Annotated in this window: 19 protein-coding genes and 1 pseudogene; 4 read left to right on the forward strand and 16 right to left on the reverse strand. The window is 55.8% G+C overall.

Annotated features, from left to right (window positions below):
• Positions 1-110 precede the first annotated feature (110 nt).
• The 4 genes from hemG to pepQ are packed head-to-tail and all read right to left on the reverse strand — an operon-like array spanning position 111 to position 4,096.
• Positions 111-644, reverse strand: a complete 534-nt coding sequence (gene hemG / locus V6944_RS19665; protein WP_333500177.1) for a menaquinone-dependent protoporphyrinogen IX dehydrogenase — start codon at positions 642-644, stop codon at positions 111-113.
• Between the two features lie 12 nt (positions 645-656).
• Entirely contained in the window at positions 657-2,108 is a 1,452-nt protein-coding gene (trkH, locus tag V6944_RS19670; protein WP_185669736.1) for a Trk system potassium transporter TrkH, read from the reverse strand.
• Positions 2,109-2,150: 42 nt separating this feature from the next.
• Positions 2,151-2,765, reverse strand: coding sequence for an IMPACT family protein (locus tag V6944_RS19675; RefSeq protein ID WP_333500178.1), 615 nt, complete (start codon positions 2,763-2,765; stop codon positions 2,151-2,153).
• Positions 2,765-4,096, reverse strand: coding sequence for a Xaa-Pro dipeptidase (pepQ, locus tag V6944_RS19680; protein WP_333500179.1), 1,332 nt, complete (start codon positions 4,094-4,096; stop codon positions 2,765-2,767). Before pepQ ends, V6944_RS19675 begins: the two co-directional genes overlap by 1 nt.
• A 191-nt stretch (positions 4,097-4,287) precedes the next feature.
• Between pepQ and fadB the strand changes: the two genes are divergently transcribed.
• Together fadB and fadA are read left to right on the forward strand one after the other, a co-directional pair.
• Positions 4,288-6,477 (forward strand): fatty acid oxidation complex subunit alpha FadB, encoded by a 2,190-nt coding sequence (fadB, locus tag V6944_RS19685; protein WP_333500180.1) that lies wholly within the window; start codon positions 4,288-4,290, stop codon positions 6,475-6,477.
• Positions 6,478-6,486: 9 nt separating this feature from the next.
• Complete coding sequence (gene fadA / locus V6944_RS19690; RefSeq protein WP_035894432.1) at positions 6,487-7,650, forward strand: acetyl-CoA C-acyltransferase FadA; 1,164 nt, start codon at positions 6,487-6,489, stop codon at positions 7,648-7,650.
• A 175-nt stretch (positions 7,651-7,825) separates the two neighbouring features.
• On the opposite strand, the gene fre is transcribed toward fadA, so the two are convergent.
• A complete protein-coding gene (gene fre / locus V6944_RS19695; protein WP_333500181.1) occupies positions 7,826-8,527 on the reverse strand; it encodes an NAD(P)H-flavin reductase in 702 nt (233 codons plus the stop codon).
• A gap of 87 nt (positions 8,528-8,614) precedes the next feature.
• Entirely contained in the window at positions 8,615-10,093 is a 1,479-nt protein-coding gene (ubiD, locus tag V6944_RS19700; protein WP_185669742.1) for a 4-hydroxy-3-polyprenylbenzoate decarboxylase, read from the reverse strand.
• Between the two features lie 162 nt (positions 10,094-10,255).
• Between ubiD and rfaH the strand changes: the two genes are divergently transcribed.
• Positions 10,256-10,744, forward strand: a complete 489-nt coding sequence (gene rfaH / locus V6944_RS19705) for a transcription/translation regulatory transformer protein RfaH (RefSeq protein ID WP_333500182.1) — start codon at positions 10,256-10,258, stop codon at positions 10,742-10,744.
• 1 nt (position 10,745) lies between these two features.
• Here the strand turns inward: rfaH and tatD are convergent, their stop codons facing one another.
• The 9 genes and pseudogenes from tatD to udp form a co-directional block, all read right to left on the reverse strand.
• Positions 10,746-11,540: a 3'-5' ssDNA/RNA exonuclease TatD gene (tatD, locus tag V6944_RS19710; RefSeq protein ID WP_333500183.1), complete on the reverse strand. Its 795-nt coding sequence runs from the start codon at positions 11,538-11,540 to the stop codon at positions 10,746-10,748.
• Positions 11,541-11,570: 30 nt separating this feature from the next.
• Positions 11,571-12,335 carry a Sec-independent protein translocase subunit TatC gene (tatC, locus tag V6944_RS19715; RefSeq protein ID WP_185669745.1) on the reverse strand — a complete coding sequence of 255 codons (765 nt, stop codon included), beginning with the start codon at positions 12,333-12,335 and terminating at the stop codon, positions 11,571-11,573.
• Positions 12,336-12,504: 169 nt separating this feature from the next.
• Positions 12,505-12,859, reverse strand: a pseudogene (gene tatB / locus V6944_RS19720) (Sec-independent protein translocase protein TatB); the annotation flags it as partial.
• A 3-nt stretch (positions 12,860-12,862) separates the two neighbouring features.
• Positions 12,863-13,117, reverse strand: coding sequence for a Sec-independent protein translocase subunit TatA (gene tatA, locus V6944_RS19725; protein ID WP_123651758.1), 255 nt, complete (start codon positions 13,115-13,117; stop codon positions 12,863-12,865).
• Between the two features lie 76 nt (positions 13,118-13,193).
• A complete protein-coding gene (gene ubiB, locus V6944_RS19730) occupies positions 13,194-14,834 on the reverse strand; it encodes a ubiquinone biosynthesis regulatory protein kinase UbiB (RefSeq protein WP_185669747.1) in 1,641 nt (546 codons plus the stop codon).
• Positions 14,831-15,436: a ubiquinone biosynthesis protein UbiJ gene (gene ubiJ, locus V6944_RS19735; RefSeq protein WP_333500185.1), complete on the reverse strand. Its 606-nt coding sequence runs from the start codon at positions 15,434-15,436 to the stop codon at positions 14,831-14,833. The genes ubiB and ubiJ overlap by 4 nt, the downstream gene beginning before the upstream one ends.
• A gap of 14 nt (positions 15,437-15,450) precedes the next feature.
• Positions 15,451-16,206 carry a bifunctional demethylmenaquinone methyltransferase/2-methoxy-6-polyprenyl-1,4-benzoquinol methylase UbiE gene (gene ubiE, locus V6944_RS19740; protein ID WP_185669749.1) on the reverse strand — a complete coding sequence of 252 codons (756 nt, stop codon included), beginning with the start codon at positions 16,204-16,206 and terminating at the stop codon, positions 15,451-15,453.
• 100 nt (positions 16,207-16,306) lie between these two features.
• Positions 16,307-17,716: a DNA recombination protein RmuC gene (rmuC, locus tag V6944_RS19745; protein ID WP_333500186.1), complete on the reverse strand. Its 1,410-nt coding sequence runs from the start codon at positions 17,714-17,716 to the stop codon at positions 16,307-16,309.
• A gap of 142 nt (positions 17,717-17,858) precedes the next feature.
• On the reverse strand, positions 17,859-18,620 hold the full coding sequence (gene udp, locus V6944_RS19750; protein ID WP_333500187.1) for a uridine phosphorylase: 762 nt from the start codon (positions 18,618-18,620) through the stop codon (positions 17,859-17,861).
• Positions 18,621-18,857: 237 nt separating this feature from the next.
• Here udp and V6944_RS19755 point away from each other — a divergent pair, with 237 nt between their 5' ends.
• Entirely contained in the window at positions 18,858-19,670 is an 813-nt protein-coding gene (locus tag V6944_RS19755; protein WP_333500188.1) for a dienelactone hydrolase family protein, read from the forward strand.
• A gap of 46 nt (positions 19,671-19,716) precedes the next feature.
• On the opposite strand, the gene metE is transcribed toward V6944_RS19755, so the two are convergent.
• Positions 19,717-21,978: a 5-methyltetrahydropteroyltriglutamate--homocysteine S-methyltransferase gene (gene metE / locus V6944_RS19760; protein WP_333500235.1), complete on the reverse strand. Its 2,262-nt coding sequence runs from the start codon at positions 21,976-21,978 to the stop codon at positions 19,717-19,719.
• Between the last annotated feature and the right edge of the window lie 60 nt (positions 21,979-22,038).

A 22,038-nucleotide genomic window follows, 5' to 3' on the forward strand; every position in this document is an offset into this window, starting at 1 on the left:
GTTCCGTCTCAGTGGGGCCGCATTATAGGGAGTAATTGAGATCCCGCAAGCATAATTCTGAAAAAACTTTTCGTTCGCTTAATTTCCAGGCGATGCGCCGAATTAGCGCCCTATTTGCGCGAAAGTTGCGCGATTTCTTTGGCAAAACCGGCCACCTGCTCCCAGTCGGTATACACCACTTCTTTACTGGTATCCGTTTCACCGCCGGTCATCTTCATAATGAGGCGAATCATAACCCGGTCAAACCAGCGGTAGCGAGGATATCGCAAGGCGCCCGCAAACACACCGCAGGCATCTGGCTGCCACGGAGAACGCAGCAGGAACTTGCGCGTATAGCTGTTGGTCTGCGGAGAACGCTTCTCCGGTTTACGCGCCACCAGGTTTACGGCGAAAAACGCACTCGGTATTGCCTGTAGCGCCGCGGTGTGTTTTTTAACAAAACGGTCGAGCGCAGGATGGAAATGACCGTAGCGAATAGAAGCACCAATCACTACCCGGTCATACTGTTGCCAATCGATACTTTCCGTACGGTTCAGGTTCACCATCGCGGTATCAATACCCTGCTCGCTCAGTTGCGAGCAGAGATAGGCTGCGATTTCACGCGTCTGTCCATCACGGGTAGAAAAGAGCATTAGTGTTTTCAACGCTGACTCCTGTTATTCGCGCCAGAATGTTGGGGTAAACAGCACCAGCAGCGTAAAGACTTCAAGACGACCAAACAGCATGTTCGCAATCAGGATCCACTTCGCCACCGGGTTCATGCTGGCAAAATTATCCGCCACCACGCCCAGCCCAGGGCCAAGGTTATTCAGCGTCGCCACGACGGACGCGAACGCCGAGAAGTCATCCACGCCGGTGGCGATGATCGCCAGCATACTGATAATGAAAACCAACGCATAGGCAGAGAAGAACCCCCATACCGCTTCGAGAATACGTTCCGGCAGCGCGCGATTACCCAGCTTAATGCTGTAGACCGCATTCGGGTGAACAAGGCGCTTCAGCTCACGGTTCCCCTGCTTGAACAGCAACAGAATACGAATGACCTTCAAGCCACCGCCCGTTGAACCCGCACAGCCACCGATGAAAGCCGAACATAAAAGAAGAACCGGCAGGAACAGCGGCCAGCGCGCAATGCTGTCGGTGGTGAAGCCCGCAGTCGTCGCCATCGAGACCACCTGGAAGAACGCCTGGTTCAGCGTCGTTACCGCCGAGCTATAGATGTCATGGAACCACAGCACCAGGGTACAGATAACCACCAGCGTCAACTGCACGCCAATAAACATGCGGAATTCTGGGTCACGCCAGTACACCTTCAGGCTGCGCCCACTTAATAAAGAGAAGTGCAGGCCGTAGTTACAGCCGGAGATCAGCAGGAAGATAGCAATAATGGTGTTGATGGTTGGACTATTAAAGAAGCCAACGCTGGCATCGTGAGTGGAGAAGCCGCCGATGGCGATAGTCGCAAAGCTGTGTCCAATCGCATCGAACGCGGGCATTCCAGCGAACCACAGCGCCAGCGCGCAGGCTACCGTCAGCAGCACATAGATAAGCCACAGCGTTTTCGCCGTTTCGGCAATTCGCGGGCGCATCTTATTGTCTTTCAGCGGCCCGGGCATTTCTGCTCTATATAACTGCATCCCACCGACGCCAAGGATAGGCAGGATAGCTACTGCCAGCACAATGATCCCCATACCGCCGAACCACTGCAGCATCTGTCGATAGAAGAGGATAGCGTGAGGCAATGAGTCCAGCCCCACCAGCGTAGTTGCCCCGGTGGTTGTTAAACCGGAGAACGATTCAAAGAACGCATCGGTAACCGTCAGGTTTGGCTGCTCGGAGAAGATAAACGGTAGCGCACCCACGCTGCCCAGCACCGTCCAGAACAGGACGACGATCAGGAAGCCCTCACGGGATTTCAGCTCCCCCTTCTCACGACGGTTCGGCCACCACAGCAGCGAACCAATCACCAGCGCAACAAAAAAGGTTTGAGTAAATGCGCGCCCGGCGCCATCGCGGTAAATCAGAGCCACCAATCCCGGGAGGATCATTGTCCCCGAGAATAAGATGACCAGAAGTCCAACAATTCGAGTAATGGCACGAAAATGCATTTCCGGCGCGTCCTTTGATAATCAAAAAAGTCAGGAGGGGGATTATTCGTCAATCGCTAACAATTGCAATGAACCACGACTAAAATCCGCCAGTCTTGCGGAAAAATCATGCACTTTTGCCTGCGGAAGCGCGATACGGAGCTGAACCGACGCCTGATAATCGCTGGCAACAATCTGCCCGGCATATTGCCCAACCAGCGACTCAATTCCCGCAAGCTGCCCGTATTCACATAACAGAGTATATTCGGTTAACGGCGTTTTGATCTGCGTTGCCAGCAGATTGAGCGCCTGCTGTACGCCGCCACCGTAGGCTTTTACCAGCCCGCCAGTGCCTAACAAGATGCCGCCGTAGTAGCGAACCACTACGGCGGTAATTTCACCGACGCCACTGCCCATCAGCTGAGCCAGCATCGGCTTACCGGCCGTTCCCGCCGGTTCACCATCGTCTGAGAAGCCAAGCTGTTGCGAGTCATCCGGCCTGCCCGCGACCCACGCCACGCAGTGGTGGCGGGCATCCGGGTGATCGGCGCGAACCGACTCAACGAACGCTTTCGCCGCCGCTACCCCGTCGGTATGCGCCAACAGGGTGATAAAACGGCTCTTCTTTATCTCTTCAACGAAGGTGACCGGCTCGGCCGGTATTCGCCAGCTTTCCATTACGCCAGTTTCAGGTCACGCGTCATGTTTTCGATATTGTTCTCGTGGATAACCACGTTATCTTCAATACGAATGCCGCCAAATGGCTTCAGCGCTTCAATTTTCTGCCAGTTGAAGTGCTTGCTGAACTGACCTTCACGCCACGGTGCGAGCAGAGACTCAATAAAGTAGATGCCCGGTTCAATGGTCAGCACCATGCCCGGTTGCAGCACGCGGGTGCAGCGTAGGTACGGGTATTTAGACGGTGCGGCCAGATGCGTGCCGGTGTCATCCTGCATAAAGCCGGCAACGTCATGCACCTGCAGGCCCAGCGGGTGACCAATACCGTGCGGCATAAACGGCCCGGTCAGATCATTGTCGACCATCGCCTCTTCGCTCATGTCGGTCACGATCTGATGCTTACGCAGCAGTTTGGCAATACGTTGATGGAACTGGATGTGGTAATCCACGTAGCTGGTGCCCGCCTTCATGGTGGCAATCAGCGCCAACTGCTCGGTATTCACATCTTTGATGAGCTGCGCAAAGTCGTTGTCGCCGTTTGCCGCCCAGGTACGGGTGAGGTCAGCGGCATAGCCGTTGTATTCTGCCCCGGCATCCAGCAGGAAGCTGCGGATTTCAGACGGCACGCGGTGATCCAGCTTGGTGTAGTGCAGCACGGACGCATGCTCATTCAGCGCCACGATATTGCCGTAAGGCACATCGGTATCGCGATGACCGGTGGCTGTCAGGTAAGCCTGGTTAATATCAAACTCGCTCATGCCGGAACGGAAAGCTTCTTCCGCCGCACGGTGCCCGTTGACCGCCATCTTCTGCGCTTCGCGCATACAGGCCAGCTCGTAATCGGTTTTATAGGCGCGATAGTAGTGCAGGTAGTCAATCACCCCTTTCGGGTTGATGTTGTTCGCGGCAATGCCTAAGCCCAGCGCACGCTCCGGAACCGGACCGATATAGCCAATGTTGCCGCGCGCAGCGGGCAGCTGGCTGCCAATGCCATCTGCTTTTGGCAGCGCAATGACTTCAACGTCTTCCGTCCAGAACGAGGTCGGCAGCGGCTCAACGTTGTGCCAGTAGTCCACCGGCAGATAGAACCACAGCTTCGGTTTGTTGACGCCATCTACCAGCAGCCAGCAGTTTGGCACCTGAGTAACCGGCACCCAGGCTTTGAACTGCGGGTTGACCTTGAATGGGTACGCGTGGTCATCCAGAAAAACATTCATCAGCTCGCCAGAGTGGATAAGCAGCGCATCGAGATTGAAACGGTCGAGTGCGTTACGTGCTCGCTCCTGTAAGGTAACGATATGATTTTTATAGAGTGCGGCCAGAGATTCCATGATTTACCCTTCTGATTTTTTTACCCTTTAGTCACCGCATATTAGCACACCTCTCCCACCCTGCGTGATTTCCGCCGGACGTGATCCGACCAGCAAATATTTAAAGTCTTATTTGCATTTATTTAACACAAAATACACACTCCTGATTATCTGGTATGACCAGATCACTTTGCTGGATTCAGGAGACTGACATGCTCTACAAAGGCGACACCCTGTACCTCAACTGGCTGGAAGATGGCATTGCCGAACTGGTGTTCGATGCCCCTGGCTCAGTTAACAAGTTAGATACCGCAACCGTAGCCAGCCTCGGCCAGGCGCTCGACGTCCTCGAAAAACAAAAAGAGCTGAAGGGGCTGCTGCTGCGCTCTGAAAAGGCGGCCTTTATTGTCGGCGCGGATATCACCGAATTCCTTTCGCTGTTCCTGGTGCCAGAAGAACAGTTCAGCCAGTGGCTGCACTTCGCCAACAGCGTCTTCAATCGTCTGGAAGATTTACCGGTCCCAACCATCTCTGCCGTCAACGGCTATGCGCTGGGCGGCGGCTGCGAATGCGTGCTGGCTACCGACTACCGTCTGGCGACGCCGGATCTGCGCATCGGCCTGCCGGAAACCAAGCTGGGCATCATGCCAGGCTTCGGCGGCTCGGTTCGTATGCCGCGTCTGCTGGGTGCCGATAGCGCGCTGGAAATCATCGCCGCCGGTAAAGATGTCGGTGCCGAGCAGGCGCTGAAGATTGGCCTGGTTGACGGTGTTGTTAAGCAGGAGAAACTGGTTGATGGCGCGCTGGCGGTACTGCGCCAGGCGATTAACGGCGACCTCGACTGGAAAGCCAAGCGTCAGCCTAAGCTTGAACCCCTGAAGCTCAGCAAGATTGAAGCCACCATGAGCTTCTCTATCGCCAAAGCAATGGTGATGCAGACGGCGGGTAAACACTACCCGGCGCCGATCACGGCGGTGAAAACGATTGAAGCTGCGGCCCGCTTTGGCCGCGAAGAAGCGCTCAATCTAGAAAACAAAAGCTTTGTTCCATTGGCCCACTCTAATGAGGCCCGTGCGCTGGTCGGTATTTTCCTCAACGACCAATATGTAAAAGGTCAGGCTAAGAAACTGACCAAACATATCGAACCGCCAAAACAGGCCGCCGTACTCGGTGCGGGCATCATGGGTGGCGGGATCGCTTACCAGTCCGCCTGGAAAGGCGTGCCGGTGATTATGAAGGATATAAATGAAAAGTCGCTGACCCTCGGCATGACCGAAGCCAGCAAGCTGCTCAATAAGCAGCTTGAGCGCGGCAAAATCAACGGTCTGAAGCTGGCAAGCGTGATTTCAACCATTCAGCCGACGCTGGAGTACACCGGTTTCGACCGTGTTGATGTGGTCGTTGAAGCCGTCGTGGAAAACCCGAAGGTGAAAAAAGCGGTACTGGCAGAAACCGAGCAGAAAGTTCGCCCGGATACCGTGCTGGCTTCTAACACCTCGACCATTCCAATCGGTGAGCTGGCCGATGCGCTGGAGCGCCCGGAAAACTTCTGCGGTATGCATTTCTTCAACCCGGTGCACCGTATGCCGCTGGTCGAAATCATCCGCGGTAAGAAGACCTCAGAAAGCACCATTGCGAAAGTGGTCGCCTGGGCAAGCCAGATGGGCAAAACGCCTATTGTGGTCAACGACTGCCCTGGCTTCTTCGTTAACCGCGTATTGTTCCCGTACTTCGCTGGCTTCAGCCAATTGCTGCGCGACGGCGCGGACTTCCGCAAGGTTGATAAAGTGATGGAGAAACAGTTCGGTTGGCCAATGGGCCCAGCCTATCTGCTCGACGTGGTGGGTATTGATACCGCGCACCACGCGCAAGCGGTGATGGCGGCCGGTTTCCCGCAGCGCATGCAGAAAGATTATCGCGACGCGATCGACGCGCTGTTCGACGCAAGCCGCTATGGTCAGAAAAATGGCCTGGGCTTCTGGCGTTATAAAGAAGACAGCAAAGGCAAGCCGAAGAAAGAAGAAGATTCAGCGGTCGATAGCCTGCTGGCAGACGTTAGCCAGCCGAAGCGCGATTTCAGCGACGACGAGATTATTGCCCGTATGATGATCCCAATGGTCAACGAAGTGGTGCGCTGCCTGGAAGAAGGCATTATCGCCAGCCCGGCGGAAGCCGATATGGCGCTGGTCTACGGCCTGGGCTTCCCTCCGTTCCACGGCGGCGCGTTCCGCTGGCTGGATACGCTCGGCAGCGCGAAGTACCTCGATATGGCGCAGCAGTATCAGCACCTCGGCCCACTGTATGAAGTCCCGGCCGGCCTGCGCGACAAAGCGCACCATAACGACGCGTATTATCCACCGGTTGAGCCAGCCCGCCCGGCTGGTGAGCTGAAAACGGCTTAAGGAGTCACGATGGAACAGGTTGTTATTGTTGATGCAATTCGTACCCCGATGGGCCGTTCCAAAGGCGGTGCGTTCCGTAACGTGCGCGCTGAGGATCTCTCCGCGCACCTGATGCGTAGCCTGTTGGCGCGTAACCCCGCGCTGGAAGCGGCGGCTATCGACGACATCTATTGGGGCTGCGTACAGCAGACGCTGGAGCAGGGCTTTAACATCGCTCGTAACGCGTCACTGCTGGCGGAAATCCCCCATTCGGTACCGGCAGTGACCGTGAACCGTCTGTGTGGTTCTTCCATGCAGGCGCTGCACGATGCGGCCCGAATGATCATGACCGGCGACGCGCAGGTCTGTCTGGTTGGCGGCGTGGAACACATGGGCCACGTGCCGATGAGCCACGGCGTCGATTTCCATCCAGGCATGAGCCGTAACGTAGCGAAAGCTGCGGGCATGATGGGCCTGACGGCAGAAATGCTCTCCCGTATGCACGGCATCAGCCGTGAAATGCAGGATGCGTTTGCCGCCCGCTCCCACGCTCGTGCCTGGGCCGCCACGCAGTCGGGTGCCTTTAAGAATGAAATCATCCCAACCGGTGGTCATGACGCAGACGGCGTGCTGAAGCAGTTTAACTATGATGAGGTGATTCGCCCGGAGACCACCGTTGAAGCGCTCTCCACGCTGAAACCGGCCTTCGACCCGGTGACGGGTACGGTAACCGCAGGCACCTCTTCCGCTCTCTCCGACGGCGCTTCGGCCATGCTGGTGATGAGCGAAAGCCGCGCTCGCGAGCTGGGCTTAACGCCACGCGCGCGTATTCGTTCAATGGCGGTGGTCGGCTGCGATCCGTCGATTATGGGTTACGGCCCGGTTCCAGCCTCGAAACTGGCGCTGAAGAAAGCCGGTCTGACCGCGAACGATATTGACCTGTTTGAGATGAACGAAGCGTTTGCCGCGCAGATCCTGCCATGCATTAAGGATCTGGGGCTGATGGAGCAGATCGATCAGAAGATCAACCTTAACGGCGGCGCGATTGCGCTGGGCCACCCGCTGGGCTGCTCCGGTACGCGTATCAGCACCACCCTGCTAAACCTGATGGAGCGCAAGGATGTCCAGTTTGGTCTGGCAACCATGTGCATCGGTTTAGGTCAGGGCATCGCGACGGTTATCGAGCGCGTATAAAAAACGCGCCCCGAAAGTCGGGGCGCGCAGTATATCGTTATTGTCGGCCAGGCAAGCGCAACGCCCCCGGCGACCATGCCGGAAAGCCACACACCGTGTTTTATCCAGCATGCAACCACAACAAAGTTTAGTTGCCGTTCTTCCCGCCTGTCAGGGGCGGGTTTTTTATTGCCTATCAGATAAAGGCAAACGCATCGCCGAACAGACGGTCTTCACGCGCCTGACGTTCGTTGCAGAACAGATCACGGGCAATCTTCGCCATTTCAAAACGACCGGCGATATAAATATCGTGGTTCGACAGCGTACCGTAATCCTGCAGCACCGCCGTCAGCACGGTACCAGAACGCCCGCGCCAATCCTCTTCCGGTTGCTCAACGACCGGCACCACTCGCAGATTCGGGTGATTCACCGACAGCGCTTCCAGCTCAGAGAGATCGTACAGATGCTTCTCTTCACGGCCGCCCCAGTAAATCGCCACCTCGCGGTTCGGGTTTTGCGTCAATGCGGTCAGCAGAATTGAACGCACATAAGAGAACCCGGTGCCGCCAGCAATCAGCACTAACGGACGATCGTCTTCTTCACGCAGCCAGGCTTCGCCGTGCGGGATATCGACAACCACTTCGCGTTCTTTAAGAATACGGTCCATCACCGCCATGGCGTACAGATTCAGCTCTGACGCGCCAATATGCAGCTCAATAAACGCCTTTTCATCCGGCGTAGAGGCCATGGAGAACGGACGTTTGTCGCGCTCATCCATCACCACCATCAGGTACTGCCCGGCACGAAATGAGAAGTCAGCTTCGGGTACTAAACGAACGCGATATACCGTATCGGTAATGGCGTCCACCGAGGTCACTTTACAGCTTAAGGTTGTCATGCGCTCCCTCTGTCGGGTCTTTTCCTCATCACACTTCACGCTGCGGATGCGTTGTCCGCGGCGTGGAGAACTCAAAGGATATCATTATCATTTATCGTCGGAGAAAATGGCCAGCTCGTCCCAGATCTCATCGATACGCGCCGTAACGGCGGGATCTTTCCTGATAGGACGGCCCCATTCGCGCTGGGTTTCCCCAGGCCATTTATTGGTGGCATCCAGGCCCATTTTCGACCCCAGGCCAGAAACCGGCGAGGCGAAATCCAGATAATCAATCGGCGTGTTCTCGACCAGAACCGTATCCCGTGCGGGATCCATTCGGGTGGTAATCGCCCATATCACATCGTTCCAGTCGCGTGCGTTGACGTCATCATCGCAGACAATCACGAATTTTGTGTACATAAACTGGCGTAAAAACGACCATACGCCCATCATTACGCGTTTTGCATGTCCCGCATACTGTTTTTTCATGGTGACGACGGCCAGGCGATAGGAACACCCTTCCGGCGGCAGGTAGAAATCAACAATCTCCGGGAACTGTTTTTGCAGGATAGGCACGAAGACTTCGTTCAGCGCCACGCCCAGCACCGCCGGTTCATCCGGTGGACGGCCGGTATAGGTGGAGTGATAGATAGCATCTTCACGCTGGGTAATATGCGTGACGGTAAAGACCGGGAAGCTATCCACTTCATTGTAATAGCCGGTATGGTCGCCATACGGGCCTTCAGGCGCCATCTCGCCAATCTCGATATACCCTTCCAGCACGATTTCCGCGCTGGCGGGAACTTCCAGATCGTTGGAAATACACTTCACCACTTCCGTTTTGGTACCGCGCAGTAGGCCCGCGAAGGCATACTCAGAGAGCGTATCCGGCACCGGCGTCACCGCGCCCAGAATGGTCGCCGGGTCGGCACCAAGAGCAACAGATACCGGGAAGCGCTCACCCGGATGCGCCGCGCACCACTCCTGGAAATCCAGCGCGCCGCCGCGATGCGACAGCCAACGCATAATAAGTTTGTTTTTGCCAATCACCTGCTGGCGATAGATACCCAGATTCTGCCGCTCTTTATGCGGGCCACGGGTCACCGTCAGACCCCAGGTGATCAGCGGCGCGGCATCTTCCGGCCAGCAGGTCATCACCGGAATGCGGGACAAATCAACGTCATCACCGGAGATAATCTTTTGCTGGCAAGGGGCGCCGCGCAGGCGTTTGGTCGGCATGTTCAGAACCTGCTTGAACTGCGGCAGTTTATCGAACAGGTCGCGGAAACCTTTCGGCGGTTCTGGTTCTTTCAGAAAGGCTAAGAGCTTACCCACTTCACGCAGCGCGCTGACATCTTCCTGCCCCATCCCCATCGCAACGCGCTTGGGCGTACCGAACAGGTTGCAGAGCACCGGCATGTCATAACCTTTAGGATTTTCAAACAGCAGCGCCGGGCCACCGGCACGCAGCGTGCGGTCAGCAATTTCGGTAATTTCCAGATGGGGATCAACCGGGAGGCTAATGCGCTTTAATTCGCCCTGCTGTTCAAGTAATGTCAGAAAGTCGCGTAGGTCATGGTATTTCATGGGGTAATTCTTGGCCTCCTGGTAAGCGCCTTAGTATACGGCGAATGGTCCGGTGATGCTGTATTTTTGTTAAATTAGCGTAAATTAAAGCGGCGACATTCAACATCGCGCTTTAGCCCTGCTTTTGTTATGCTTGCGCGCTAAACTTCGGGAAGAGTCATTATGCAAGCCTGGTATTTACTGTATTGCAAGCGTGGGCAGCTTCAGCGTGCTCAGGAACATCTGGAACGGCAGGCGGTGAATTGCCTGACACCGATGATCACCCTTGAGAAAATGGTGCGCGGGAAGCGTACATCGGTCAGTGAGCCGCTGTTCCCTAACTACCTGTTCGTCGAGTTTGATCCCGAAGTTATTCACACGACGACCATCAACGCCACCCGCGGCGTCAGCCACTTTGTTCGTTTTGGTACGCAGCCGGCGACGGTATCCTCCGAGGTGATTCACCAGCTGTCCATCTGCCAACCTGATGATATTACCGATCCGGAAACACCGTACCCAGGCGACAGCGTCGTCATTACCGAAGGGGCGTTCGAAGGACTTCAGGCTATCTTTTCCGAACCGGACGGTGAAGCGCGCTCCATGCTGCTGCTTAACCTGTTGAATAAACAAATTAAGCAGAGCGTTAAAAACACCGATTTCCGCAAAGCCTAATCTAGAAGTGGATATTAAACAGCCGTCTGGCGTTATTGTCTGTGACGGCTTCCAGCCATTGCACCTCTTCACCCCGCCAACCAGCAACCCGTTCAAGAATATGCGTCACATAGGCTGGTTCGTTACGTCGTGAAGCTGGCTTCGGCGTCATATCGCGTGGCAGCAGGTATGGGGCATCCGTCTCCAGCAATAGTCTGTCTGCCGGAATCATCGGCAGCAGCTCACGCAGTTCCAGACCACGACGCTCATCGCATACCCAGCCGGTAATACCAATCGATAACCCACGATCGAGACACGCCTGCGCCTCATCCCGCGTTCCGGTAAAGCAGTGCAGCACGGCGCCTGGTAAATGATCGAGCCACGGCTCCAGCAGGGTGAGAAAACGGTCATGCGCATCGCGGCAGTGCAGGAACACCGGCATTCCGAGTTCAGAGGCCATCGCCAGCTGTGCGGTAAACGCCGCTTCCTGTTCGGCCGGGGTAGAGAAGTTACGATTAAAATCGAGGCCACACTCGCCCACCGCCACTACTTCCGGCTTATTAACCAGCGTATAGATAGCCTCAGCCACTTCCGACGACCAGCTACTGGCATCATGTGGATGCACACCGGCGGTAGACCAGCAGCAATCAAAGCGTTCAGCCAGTTGCTGCGCCGCTTCGCTTTCATGAAGGTTGGTGCCGGTTAACAGCATGCCGTGTACCCCGGCGGCGCGAGCGCGTGCCACCACATCATCGCGATCGCGAGCAAACTGCGAACTGGTCAGATTGACCCCAATGTCAAACATCATCACTCCCATATGACAACCGCCCTGACGGGCGGTTGGTGATTATTCTTCAGTTTGTTCTTCTTCCGCGTCTTCATCACGCGTGAGTCGCTTCCCAGCGTAGAAGCGAGAGAAGAAGACCCCCACCTCAAACAAACAGTACATCGGAATCGCCAGCAGCGTTTGCGAGAACACATCCGGCGGGGTCAGCAACATGCCAACGACGAATGCGCCTACCAGCACGTACGGACGCTTTTTACGCAGGTCGTCCGGCGTGGTCACGCCCACCCAGCAGAGCAGCACGATTGCCACCGGCACTTCAAACGACACGCCGAATGCAATGAACAGCGACATGACGAAGTCGAGGTAGCTCTTAATATCGGTCGAGACCAGCACCCCTTCCGGCGCAGTATGCGTCAGGAAGCCAAATGCCAGCGGGAACACCACAAAGTAGGCAAACGCCATGCCGATATAGAACAGCAGCGTACTGGAGACCAGCAGCGGTACCACCAGACGGCGCTCATGCTTGTACAGCGCAGGCGCAACGAACGCCCATACCTGGTAGAGAATGACCGGTGCAGAGAGGATCAGCGAGACCATAAAGGTCAGCTTAATCGGCGTGAAGAACGGCGATGCCACGTCGGTGGCAATCATCGTCGCACCGGCGGGCATCTGCTTAATCAGCGGGGCGGAGACCATCTGATAGATGTCATTGGCGAAGTAGACCAACGCCAGGAAAATCACGATGACCGCAATGATGCAGTTGAGCAGGCGCTTACGCAGCTCAATCAAATGAGCGATCAGCGGTTGAGTATCTTCTACGCTCATATTTACGGTTTATCACTCGATGCGGGGGATGAATCAGAAACAGCGGCCGCAGGGGCTTTTTCTTTCTCTGCTGGCTTTACTGCCTCGGCGTCAGGCGCAGGCGCCTCAGTGGACGACGCTTTAGGCTCGTCGACGTGTGGCTCAGCCACTTCAGGCTGCGCAACGTCCTTCTCCTTCACCACCGGATTATGGATGGTATTGGCCTCGTCGCTCGCCTTTTCCGGATCGTGCGCCGTGTAAGAACGCTTCATCGACTCTGCCGCTTCACGCAGCTCGTCCATGGAAGCTTTCAGTTCTGGCGTCAGGTTATCCAGACTCGCTTTCTCCACTTTTTTCAGGCTGTCCTGAAATTCCTGGAGTTTAAGCTCCTGCGTCAGCTCGTTTTGTACGGTTGTCGCCAGAGAGCGCAGCGCGCGTATCCAACCAACAACCGTCTTCACTGCTACCGGCAAGCGTTTTGGCCCCAGTACAACGAGGCCAATAATAAACACCAGCAGCAGTTCACTGAAACCAATATCAAACACGAATTACACCTGCTCGTTGTCGTGGCGTTTCGCTTCGTCTTTCTTTGCACTTTCCTGCTTATCAGTGATTGATTTTGCAGTGAAATCTGCATCCTGGTCCGCTTTGGTTTTGGTGTCGTCTTCATCACTCATGGCTTTCTTGAAGCCTTTGATAGACGAACCTAAGTCGGATCCCAGTGAGCTCAGCTTTTTAGTCCCGAAAAGCAGAACCACGATAACGACGATAATCAGCAACTGCCAAATACTAATACCACCCATACATGTTCCTCTGATAGATGATGAAATAATCAGCGCGCATTATACGTTATGCAGCGCCCTCTTAGCGACGCATAATTCAGCGCGTCTTCCGCCACCCGACGAGCCATACCACCAACCCTCCGGCCATAAGCCATGCGGGTGTCAGGCCCCATTCCGGGCGATTCACTAACAATACTGTACCGCTCAGGAGTAAAACCGCGCCTATACCAAAGAGATAACGCGATTGCCCCTGACGGGTGTGATGCGTCGTCAGATTCTGCGAGAGTTTCTCAAGGCTCGCCTGAACCTGTTTACTCTGGCGAAGACTGTCATACACCAGCTCCGGCAGTTCCGGCATCTTTTCAATCCAGAACGGCGCTTTGTCCTTCAGAGCACGAACCAGCGCCGGAATACCGACCTGATCTTTCAGCCATGACTCAAGGAAAGGCTTCGCCGTCTTCCATAAATCTAACTGAGGATAGAGCTGACGTCCTACCCCTTCTACGTAAAGTAATGTCTTTTGTAGCAACACCAGCTGCGGCTGGACTTCCATATTGAAGCGTCGGGCGGTGTTAAACAGGTTCAGCAGCACGTGGCCGAAAGAGATCTCTGCCAGCGGCTTTTCAAAAATCGGCTCGCAGACGGTGCGGATAGCAAACTCAAACTCTTCCACGTTGGTGTCCGCTGGAACCCAGCCGGAATCGACGTGCAGCTCGGCAACTTTACGGTAGTCGCGGTTGAAGAAGGCGATAAAGTTTTCCGCCAGATAGCGCTTATCGTCCTTGTTGAGCGAGCCAACGATACCGCAGTCGATGCCAATGTACTGCGGGTCTTCCGGGTGTTCATAGCTGACGAAAATATTCCCAGGGTGCATGTCCGCGTGGAAGAAACTGTCGCGGAATACCTGGGTAAAGAAGACCTGCACGCCGCGTTCGGCCAGCAGCTTCATATTGGTATTCTGCTTTTCCAGCGTCTCTACGTCAGAGACCGGAATACCGTAGATGCGCTCCATCACCAGCATGTCAACGCGGCAGTAGTCTGAATAGACCTCCGGCACGTACAGCATCGGGCTGTTTTCGAAGTTGCGGCGCAGCTGAATGGCGTTCGCCGCTTCGCGCAGCAGGTTCAGTTCGTCGATCAGCGTCTTTTCATAGTCACGCACCACTTCCAGCGGGCGCAGGCGACGACCGTCTGGCAGCAGGCGAGGTACCCAGCGCGCCAGGCGATAGATAAGCTTCATGTCCGCTTTGATAATCGGCAGAATGTCCGGGCGGATAACCTTAATGACCACCTCTTTGCCGTTCTCTTTCAGGCGAGCAGTATGCACCTGGGCAATGGAGGCTGAAGCCAGCGGCTCGATGCTAAAATCATCAAACCAGCTTTCAACGGGAATATCGCCCATCGATTTTTCAATCTGCTGCTTTGCTAGCTTACCGTCAAACGGCGCCACGCGGTCCTGCAGCATAATGAGCTGATCGGCAATTTGCGGGGGGAAAAGGTCACGACGAGTTGAGAGCATCTGCCCAAACTTGATCCATACCGGGCCAAGCTCCTGCAACGCTAAGCGCAGACGTTCACCTAGCGACTTTTCCTTGTGGCGATTCGGCATCCAGAACAGCAGCCGACGCCCAATTCGCAGCGGCAGCGTGATACGCATTTTGGGAATGAGCTCATCAAGCCCGTAACTCAAAAAGGTGCGGATGATAAAATACAGGCGCCGTAATTCTCCTGGCGTCATTTCCCCTCCAGTTTTTCCAACCGTTTCGTCAGCGCGGCAACATCACGCTCAACGGCCGTTGTTTCTTCCGCAAACCAGGCCACTTCCAGCGCGCCCGGCGCTAATCGCCACTCTTCCGTCAGGGATTCCGCCACATAGCGCTGCTGGCGTGCCAGCCCGTGCTGTATGAACTTCGCCCCGCCGCGCAGCGCTTTGCTGATCCCCTCTGCCGCCACATCGCCGGTATAGGGTGCTAGCAGCTCTGCAGGGGAGAACTCCGCCAGGTCCGCCAGCGACACCAGGTTTTGTACCACCTGAAGATCGCCCTGCACTTCCAGGTCGTTATTGCGGATAAGCGCCGTCAGTTGCTGACGGTTGCGTAGTTGAGGCAGCACGCTCGCGCGGGTGATGACGGTGCAATCCGCCTCGTCGTCCCACGCGCCGACCACGTCAACCTGACGCTCGCTAAAGATCAGCACCAGCGGAGAAGAGAACTCTTTCAGCTCAATGCGTAATACTTTTCCGATAAGACGCTGACGGGCAGGTTTCAACGCTTTCTCACGCCATAACAGCGCGTTAATCGCGGTTTCAATACTGCCGGTCACTAAGGGTTTTAAAGGCATATGGCCCCCGCTTATCAGAATTTATAGCCGCGATGCAGCGCGACAATCCCTGCCGTCAGGTTGAAGTACTCAACGTTTTCCAACCCAGCGTTCTGCATCATCTCTTTCAGGGTGTCCTGATCGGGGTGCATACGAATAGATTCTGCCAGATAGCGGTAGCTTTCGGCGTCGTTTGCCACCATTTCGCCAATACGCGGCAGGATGTGGAACGAGTAGGCATCGTAAGCTTTACTCAGCGGGTCGATAACCGGCTTAGAGAACTCCAGCACCAGCAGACGTCCGCCCGGCTTCAGTACGCGATACATCGAGCGCAACGCTTTGTCTTTGTCGGTGACGTTACGCAGGCCAAAGGAGATGGTGATACAGTCGAAGGTGTTATCCGGGAACGGCAGCGCTTCAGCGTTTGCCTGCACGTATTCCACGTTACCCACCACGCCGATGTTGCGCAGCTTTTCACGGCCCATTTTGAGCATCGAGTCGTTAATATCTGCCAGCACCACGCGACCGGTTTCACCGACCATACGCGAGAATTTTGCCGTCAGGTCACCGGTGCCGCCCGCCAGATCGAGGACCGTCTGTCCACGGCGCACGCCGCTGCAATCAATGGTAAAACGCTTCCAGAGACGATGGATACCGAATGACATCAGGTCATTCATCACATCGTATTTTGCGGCGACAGAATGGAAGACATGCGCCACCATGTTTTCTTTCTGTGATTTGGCGATTGTTTGAAAGCCAAAGTGCGTCGTTTCTTGTGAATCCTCAACCATCTCTATGCCTGCTTATCAAGAAAATGTTCATGGAGTGTAACAGATTGGACGCAATTGCCCTACGATTCCACCCCGTTACCAAACCCGTGCGGCGAGCGTTTTAGCGACGTTCAGCGGCTAACGGATTGTCATCATTCGTGTCTGTGTCGTCACGCAGACGAAAATCATCGTCCTGCGCCGTCGCCTGTTCAACCAGTTCCGGATTAATCTCGCGTTTCACCTCCACCCCAAGGTGGCGGAACGCCTCGGCCTGCGTCAGCAGGTTACCGCGCCCGGTGGTGAGCTTTTTCATCGCCTGTCGGTAGTTTTCCTGCGCTTTATCGAGGCTTTGACCGATAGCCGACATGTCATCCACGAAGAGGCGCATTTTGTCATATAAGCGGCTCGCGCGTTCAGCAATATGCTGCGCATTTCGGCTCTGATGCTCATAGCGCCATAGGTTGGCGATGGTCCGCAGCGCCACCAGCAGCGTGGTTGGGCTGACCAGCATAATATTGTTTTTCAGCGCTTCGCTAATCAGTTCGGGCTGTCTGTCCAGCGCCAGCAGAAAGGCAGGTTCAACGGGGATAAACATCAGGACGTAGTCCAGCGATCGCAGCCCCGGCAACTGCTGATAATCTTTACGGCCCAGCATGCGGATATGGTTACGCACTGCCGCAATATGCTCCTGCAGCGCGGTTTCGCGGGTATAGTCATCTTCAGCGTTAAAGTAACGCTCGTAGGCCACCAGCGTCATTTTGGCATCCACCACCACGTCCTTGCGGTGCGGCAAGCGCACGATAACGTCCGGCTGCATACGGGAGTTCGCGTCCGTATTGATGCTAACCTGGGTTTCGTATTCATGCCCTTCACGCAGGCCAGAAGCCTCTAATACGCGCGTGAGCACCACTTCACCCCAGTTCCCCTGGGTTTTATTGTCACCTTTGAGCGCACGGGTCAGATTGACCGCTTCCTGTGCCATCTGGGCGTTGAGCTGCTGGAGGTTACGAATTTCATGCGCCAGCGTGTGACGCTCGCGTGCCTCCTGCCCGAAACTCTCCTGCACCTGACGACGAAAGCCATCAAGTTGCTCGCGAAGCGGCGTCAGCAGGCCGTGCAGGCTTTGGCGGTTTTGTTCTTCCACCCGGCGATTGCTCTGTTCGAAGATGCGGTTGGCCAGGTTTTCGAACTGCTCGCTCAGGCGCTGCTCGCTGTTGAGCATCAGGCGATACTTTTCATCGCCGTGCTGACGAGTGGTCTCCAGCAGCGTGGTGACTTCCCGCAGGTCGACCTCCAGCGAGGCGTTTATTTCCCGCAGGTTACGCAACTCGTTATTGAGCAGCTCGCACTCTTCCCGCCAGTGGGCGTTCTGGGCAATCTGCTGTTTTGCCGCACTCAGCTCACCGTACACGTCGCGCTCTTCAGCCAGCTGTTCAGCCCGCTGCTGCGCCACGCGATAGCTCGCCGCCAGCCAGCCAATCACGATGCCCGCCAGCGCGACCAGCGCATAAATCACCACGGCAATATCCACAACGCCCCCTGCATAAACCGGTTATCTGCACAAAATAGAATTGTGCTGTATAAACGTCCAGTTTTAAAGCAGTTTCCTGCGAGCCTCCACGCAAAAAGAAAAAGGCCGAACAAGTCGGCCTTTTACAGAGCGGGTGAGCGAACTACAGCAGGCGGCGTGCTGCTTCCACCACGATTTTCACCGCGTGGCTTTCCGTCTGCTTCATCGTCTCAGCGTTCGGGATTTCCTGCTGGGTACGGTTAACGATAACGCCTGCTACCATCCCCGCACGCAGACCCTGGCTTGAGCACATGGTCAGCAGCGTCGCGGATTCCATCTCGTAGTTCATCACGCCCATTGACTGCCACTCTTCCATGGAGCCTTTGAAGTTTCTCACTACGCGGCCAGAGAAGGTGTCATAGCGTTCCTGACCCGGATAGAAGGTATCAGAGGACGCCGTCACGCCGATGTGTGTGGTCGCACCTACGGCTTTCGCCGCTTCAACCAGCGCAGTCGTACACGCGAAGTCAGCGACTGCCGGGTATTCCATCGGCGCAAAGTGCAGGCTCGCCCCATCCAGACGGACGGATGCGGTGGTCACCAGAACGTCACCGACATTGATATGCGGCTGAATGGCGCCGGTGGTGCCTACGCGCAGGAAGGTGCGGATACCCAACTGGGCCAGTTCTTCCACGGCGATAGAGGTGGATGGACCACCGATACCGGTAGAGCAAACGATCACTGACTTGCCATCAAGTTCGGCACGCCAGGAGGTAAATTCACGGTGAGATGCCAGTTTTACCGGCTTTTCCATCAGCGCGGCGATCTTTTCCACACGTTCCGGGTCACCTGGGACGATAGCGAGTGTAGCCCCTTGAAGGTCGCTTTTGGTGAGGCCGAGATGAAAAACATCAGACTTGGACATAAAGAACTCCTCTGTGGTTCAGTTTTGTCAGAAGAAGCAAAAATGTACTTTATAGAAGACCACAACATCTTTTCGTGACCACAATCACTAAGAATTAAAAATATTACATTAAATTCCACGCAATTAGTGATTCACATCACATTAACAAGTTATTGTTACTCCCTGCTGACCAAAAATACGCCGCATTCAGGCAATGTGATTTGGCTATGAGTTCATTAAAAGGGTACGGAGAATGCCATGACAACCAACAGACAACCTGGATTTGCCCCTGCGGCTTCACCTCACGCCTCAACCACTGTTCATACGCCCGAGGAGGCTATCTCAGCGGGAGAAACCTCTATCCCTTCACAGGGTGATACGCTGCCAGCGTACTACGCTCGCCCTAAGCATAGCGATGCGCCGCTGCCGGTAATCATCGTAGTGCAGGAGATTTTTGGTGTCCACGAACACATCCGCGATATTTGTCGTCGTCTGGCGTTAGAGGGCTATCTGGCGGTCGCACCAGAGCTCTACTTCCGTCAGGGCGATCCGAACGATTATGACGATGTCCCCTCGCTGTTTAGCGGCCTGGTGTCCAAAGTCCCCGACGCTCAGGTGCTAGCCGACCTCGATCACGTCGCCAACTGGGCGGCTCGTAACGGCGGCGACGCCAGCCGCTTATTGATGACAGGCTTTTGCTGGGGCGGCCGTATTACGTGGCTGTACGCCGCGCATAACCCGCAGCTCAAAGCCGCCGTTGCCTGGTATGGCCGTCTGGTGGGTGACAAGACGCTGAAGATGCCGAAAAATCCGGTCGACATCGCGGTCGATCTTAGCGCCCCGGTGCTGGGACTGTACGGTGGCCAGGATACGGGGATTCCGCTGGAGTCGGTTGACACCATGCGCCACGCGCTGCGAGCGGCCAATGCGAATACCGAGATCGTGGTTTACCCGGAAGCCGGGCATGCGTTCAACGCCGATTACCGCCCGAGCTATCATGAAGAGTCAGCGAAAGATGGCTGGCAGCGTATGCTGGCGTGGTTTGCGCAGTACGGCGGGAAAAAAGGCTAATTCCCTTAGTAAAGAAAAACGGAGGCATTAGCCTCCGTTTGATTTTTTAAGCCTGACGCAGGTTCTGCGCCGCTTTGACCATGTTCGCCAACGCCGCGCGGGTTTCTGGCCAGCCACGTGTTTTCAGACCGCAATCCGGGTTAACCCACAGGCGCTCTGCCGGAATGCGCTGCTCGGCTTTCTTCAGCAGGGCTTCAATCCACTCCACGCTTGGTACGTTCGGCGAGTGAATGTCATAGACGCCCGGCCCGATCTCATTCGGGTAGTCGAACTCTTCGAATGACTCCAGCAGCTCCATATCGGAACGGGAGGTTTCGATAGTGATCACATCCGCATCCAGTGCCGCAATGGAATCCATGATGTCGTTGAACTCGCAGTAACACATGTGGGTGTGGATTTGGGTATCATCCTGCGCCACCGCGGCGTTAATACGGAAGGCTTCCACGCCCCACTCCAGGTAGGCGGCCCAATCGCTGCGGCGCAGCGGCAGACCTTCACGCAGTGCCGGTTCATCGATCTGGATGATGCCAATACCGGCGGCTTCCAGATCCGCCACTTCATCACGCAGCGCCAGCGCAATCTGCTTAGCGATGGTTTCACGGGTCACATCTTCACGCGGGAAGGACCAGCAAAGAATCGTCACCGGACCGGTCAGCATCCCTTTCACCGGTTTGTCGGTCAGAGACTGGGCATACTTCGCCCATTCCACGGTGATCGCTTCCGGGCGGCTCACGTCGCCAATGACGACCGGCGGTTTCACGCAGCGAGAACCGTAGCTCTGCACCCAGCCGTTCTGGGTAAAGACGAAGCCGTCGAGATGCTCACCAAAATATTCCACCATGTCATTACGCTCGGCTTCACCGTGCACCAGCACATCGAGCCCCAGACGCTCCTGTTCGACGATCGCCTGCTTAATGTGTTCGGCAATGCCGGTGCGGTAGTTATTCGCGTCCAGATTCCCCTTTTTGAAATCCAGACGCAGGCCGCGAATCTCGGTGGTTTGCGGGAAAGAGCCGATCGTTGTGGTCGGCCAGGCCGGAAGATTAAAGCGCGCGCGCTGCGCTTCAGCGCGTACCGGGTAAGCGCTAGGACGCTGGCTGTCTTTGGCGGTAACCGCCGCCAGACGCTGTTCCACGGCCGCATTGTGCACGCGGGTTGAATGGCGACGAGCCTGAATTGGCGCGCTCCATTCGACCAGAGTCGCCGTGTTGCCGGTGTTCAGCGCATCACGAAGCAGCGCCAGCTCACCGCATTTTTGCAGGGCGAAGGCGAACCAGCTCTTCACTTCCGCGTCCAGGCGGGTTTCAACGCTCAGGTCGATAGGGCTATGCAGCAGGGAACAAGAAGAAGCGACCCAAAGTTCACGTTTACCGACCAGCGCTTTAATCTGCGCATATTTTTCAGTAAGGTCGGCGCGCCAGACATTGCGGCCGTTAATCAGGCCAGCGGAGAGCAGCCAGTCAGCTGGCAGGCGCTGATGCAGGGTTTCAACGTCATCTTTACCGTGCACCAGATCAACGTGCAGCCCCTGAACCGACAGCGCGGCGATAGTGTCCAGATTTGGCGTCACGCCCTCGAAATAGGTCGTAAGCAGCAGCTTCACCTGCCCCTGCAGCGCATCATAGGCCGGCTTAAATGCGTTCAGCCATTCCTGCGGCAGTTCCAGCACCAGCACAGGTTCATCAATCTGCACCCACTCAATGCCGCGCTTCGCCAGTTCAGCCAGCACCTGCTGATACACTGGCAGGATGTCGTTTAGCAGGGTCAGGCGATCAAACTGCTCACCCTTCACTTTGCCCAACCACAGATAGGTAACCGGCCCCAGCAGGACTGGTTTCACGTTGTGACCAAGCGCCAGCGCTTCGTCGACTTCATCCAGCAGTTGGGTCCAGGTCAGCTTGAACTGCTGACCTTTGGTGAACTCAGGCACCATGTAGTGATAGTTGGTGTTAAACCATTTGGTCATTTCTGCCGCCGCCGCAGGTTCACCGGTCGGTGCGCGGCCACGGCCAATACGGAATAGGGTGTCGATATCGACGGAACCGTCTTTGTTCTGGTGGCGAGCCGGGACGTTACCTAACAGCAGACTGGTGGTCAGTACGTGATCGTACCAGGCGAAGTCACCCACCGGTAACAGGTCGATACCCGCTTGCTTCTGCTGATCCCAATGACGGGCGCGCAGTTCGCGGCCAACGGCCAACAGGTCTTCACGGGAGGCGTTACCCGCCCAATAGCTCTCTTGCGCTTTTTTCAGCTCGCGACGCAGGCCAACGCGAGGGAAACCGAGGGTGTGGTTTTGAATAGTCATCATATGCCTCTCATGGATTTTTTAGTATTTAGCCGTCCAGATGTTTACACATCCATAATC

Source organism: Kluyvera sp. CHPC 1.2972 (assembly GCF_036759925.1).
GTDB lineage: Bacteria > Pseudomonadota > Gammaproteobacteria > Enterobacterales > Enterobacteriaceae > Kluyvera.

Excerpts from the sequence above, each read along its gene's own strand:
- ubiJ (WP_333500185.1), bottom strand. The coding sequence starts at position 15,436 with ATGCCTTTAAAACCCTTAGTGACCGGCAGTATTGAAACCGCGATTAAC.
- metE (WP_333500235.1), bottom strand. The coding sequence starts at position 21,978 with ATGACTATTCAAAACCACACCCTCGGTTTCCCTCGCGTTGGCCTGCGT.
- tatC (WP_185669745.1), bottom strand. The coding sequence starts at position 12,335 with ATGAGCGTAGAAGATACTCAACCGCTGATCGCTCATTTGATTGAGCTG.
- udp (WP_333500187.1), bottom strand. The coding sequence starts at position 18,620 with ATGTCCAAGTCTGATGTTTTTCATCTCGGCCTCACCAAAAGCGACCTT.
- ubiE (WP_185669749.1), bottom strand. The coding sequence starts at position 16,206 with ATGGTTGAGGATTCACAAGAAACGACGCACTTTGGCTTTCAAACAATC.
- fadA (WP_035894432.1), top strand. The coding sequence starts at position 6,487 with ATGGAACAGGTTGTTATTGTTGATGCAATTCGTACCCCGATGGGCCGT.
- V6944_RS19675 (WP_333500178.1), bottom strand. The coding sequence starts at position 2,765 with ATGGAAAGCTGGCGAATACCGGCCGAGCCGGTCACCTTCGTTGAAGAG.
- ubiD (WP_185669742.1), bottom strand. The coding sequence starts at position 10,093 with ATGAAATACCATGACCTACGCGACTTTCTGACATTACTTGAACAGCAG.
- fre (WP_333500181.1), bottom strand. The coding sequence starts at position 8,527 with ATGACAACCTTAAGCTGTAAAGTGACCTCGGTGGACGCCATTACCGAT.
- fadB (WP_333500180.1), top strand. The coding sequence starts at position 4,288 with ATGCTCTACAAAGGCGACACCCTGTACCTCAACTGGCTGGAAGATGGC.
- tatA (WP_123651758.1), bottom strand. The coding sequence starts at position 13,117 with ATGGGTGGTATTAGTATTTGGCAGTTGCTGATTATCGTCGTTATCGTG.
- trkH (WP_185669736.1), bottom strand. The coding sequence starts at position 2,108 with ATGCATTTTCGTGCCATTACTCGAATTGTTGGACTTCTGGTCATCTTA.
- V6944_RS19755 (WP_333500188.1), top strand. The coding sequence starts at position 18,858 with ATGACAACCAACAGACAACCTGGATTTGCCCCTGCGGCTTCACCTCAC.
- ubiB (WP_185669747.1), bottom strand. The coding sequence starts at position 14,834 with ATGACGCCAGGAGAATTACGGCGCCTGTATTTTATCATCCGCACCTTT.
- tatD (WP_333500183.1), bottom strand. The coding sequence starts at position 11,540 with ATGGGAGTGATGATGTTTGACATTGGGGTCAATCTGACCAGTTCGCAG.
- rfaH (WP_333500182.1), top strand. The coding sequence starts at position 10,256 with ATGCAAGCCTGGTATTTACTGTATTGCAAGCGTGGGCAGCTTCAGCGT.
- pepQ (WP_333500179.1), bottom strand. The coding sequence starts at position 4,096 with ATGGAATCTCTGGCCGCACTCTATAAAAATCATATCGTTACCTTACAG.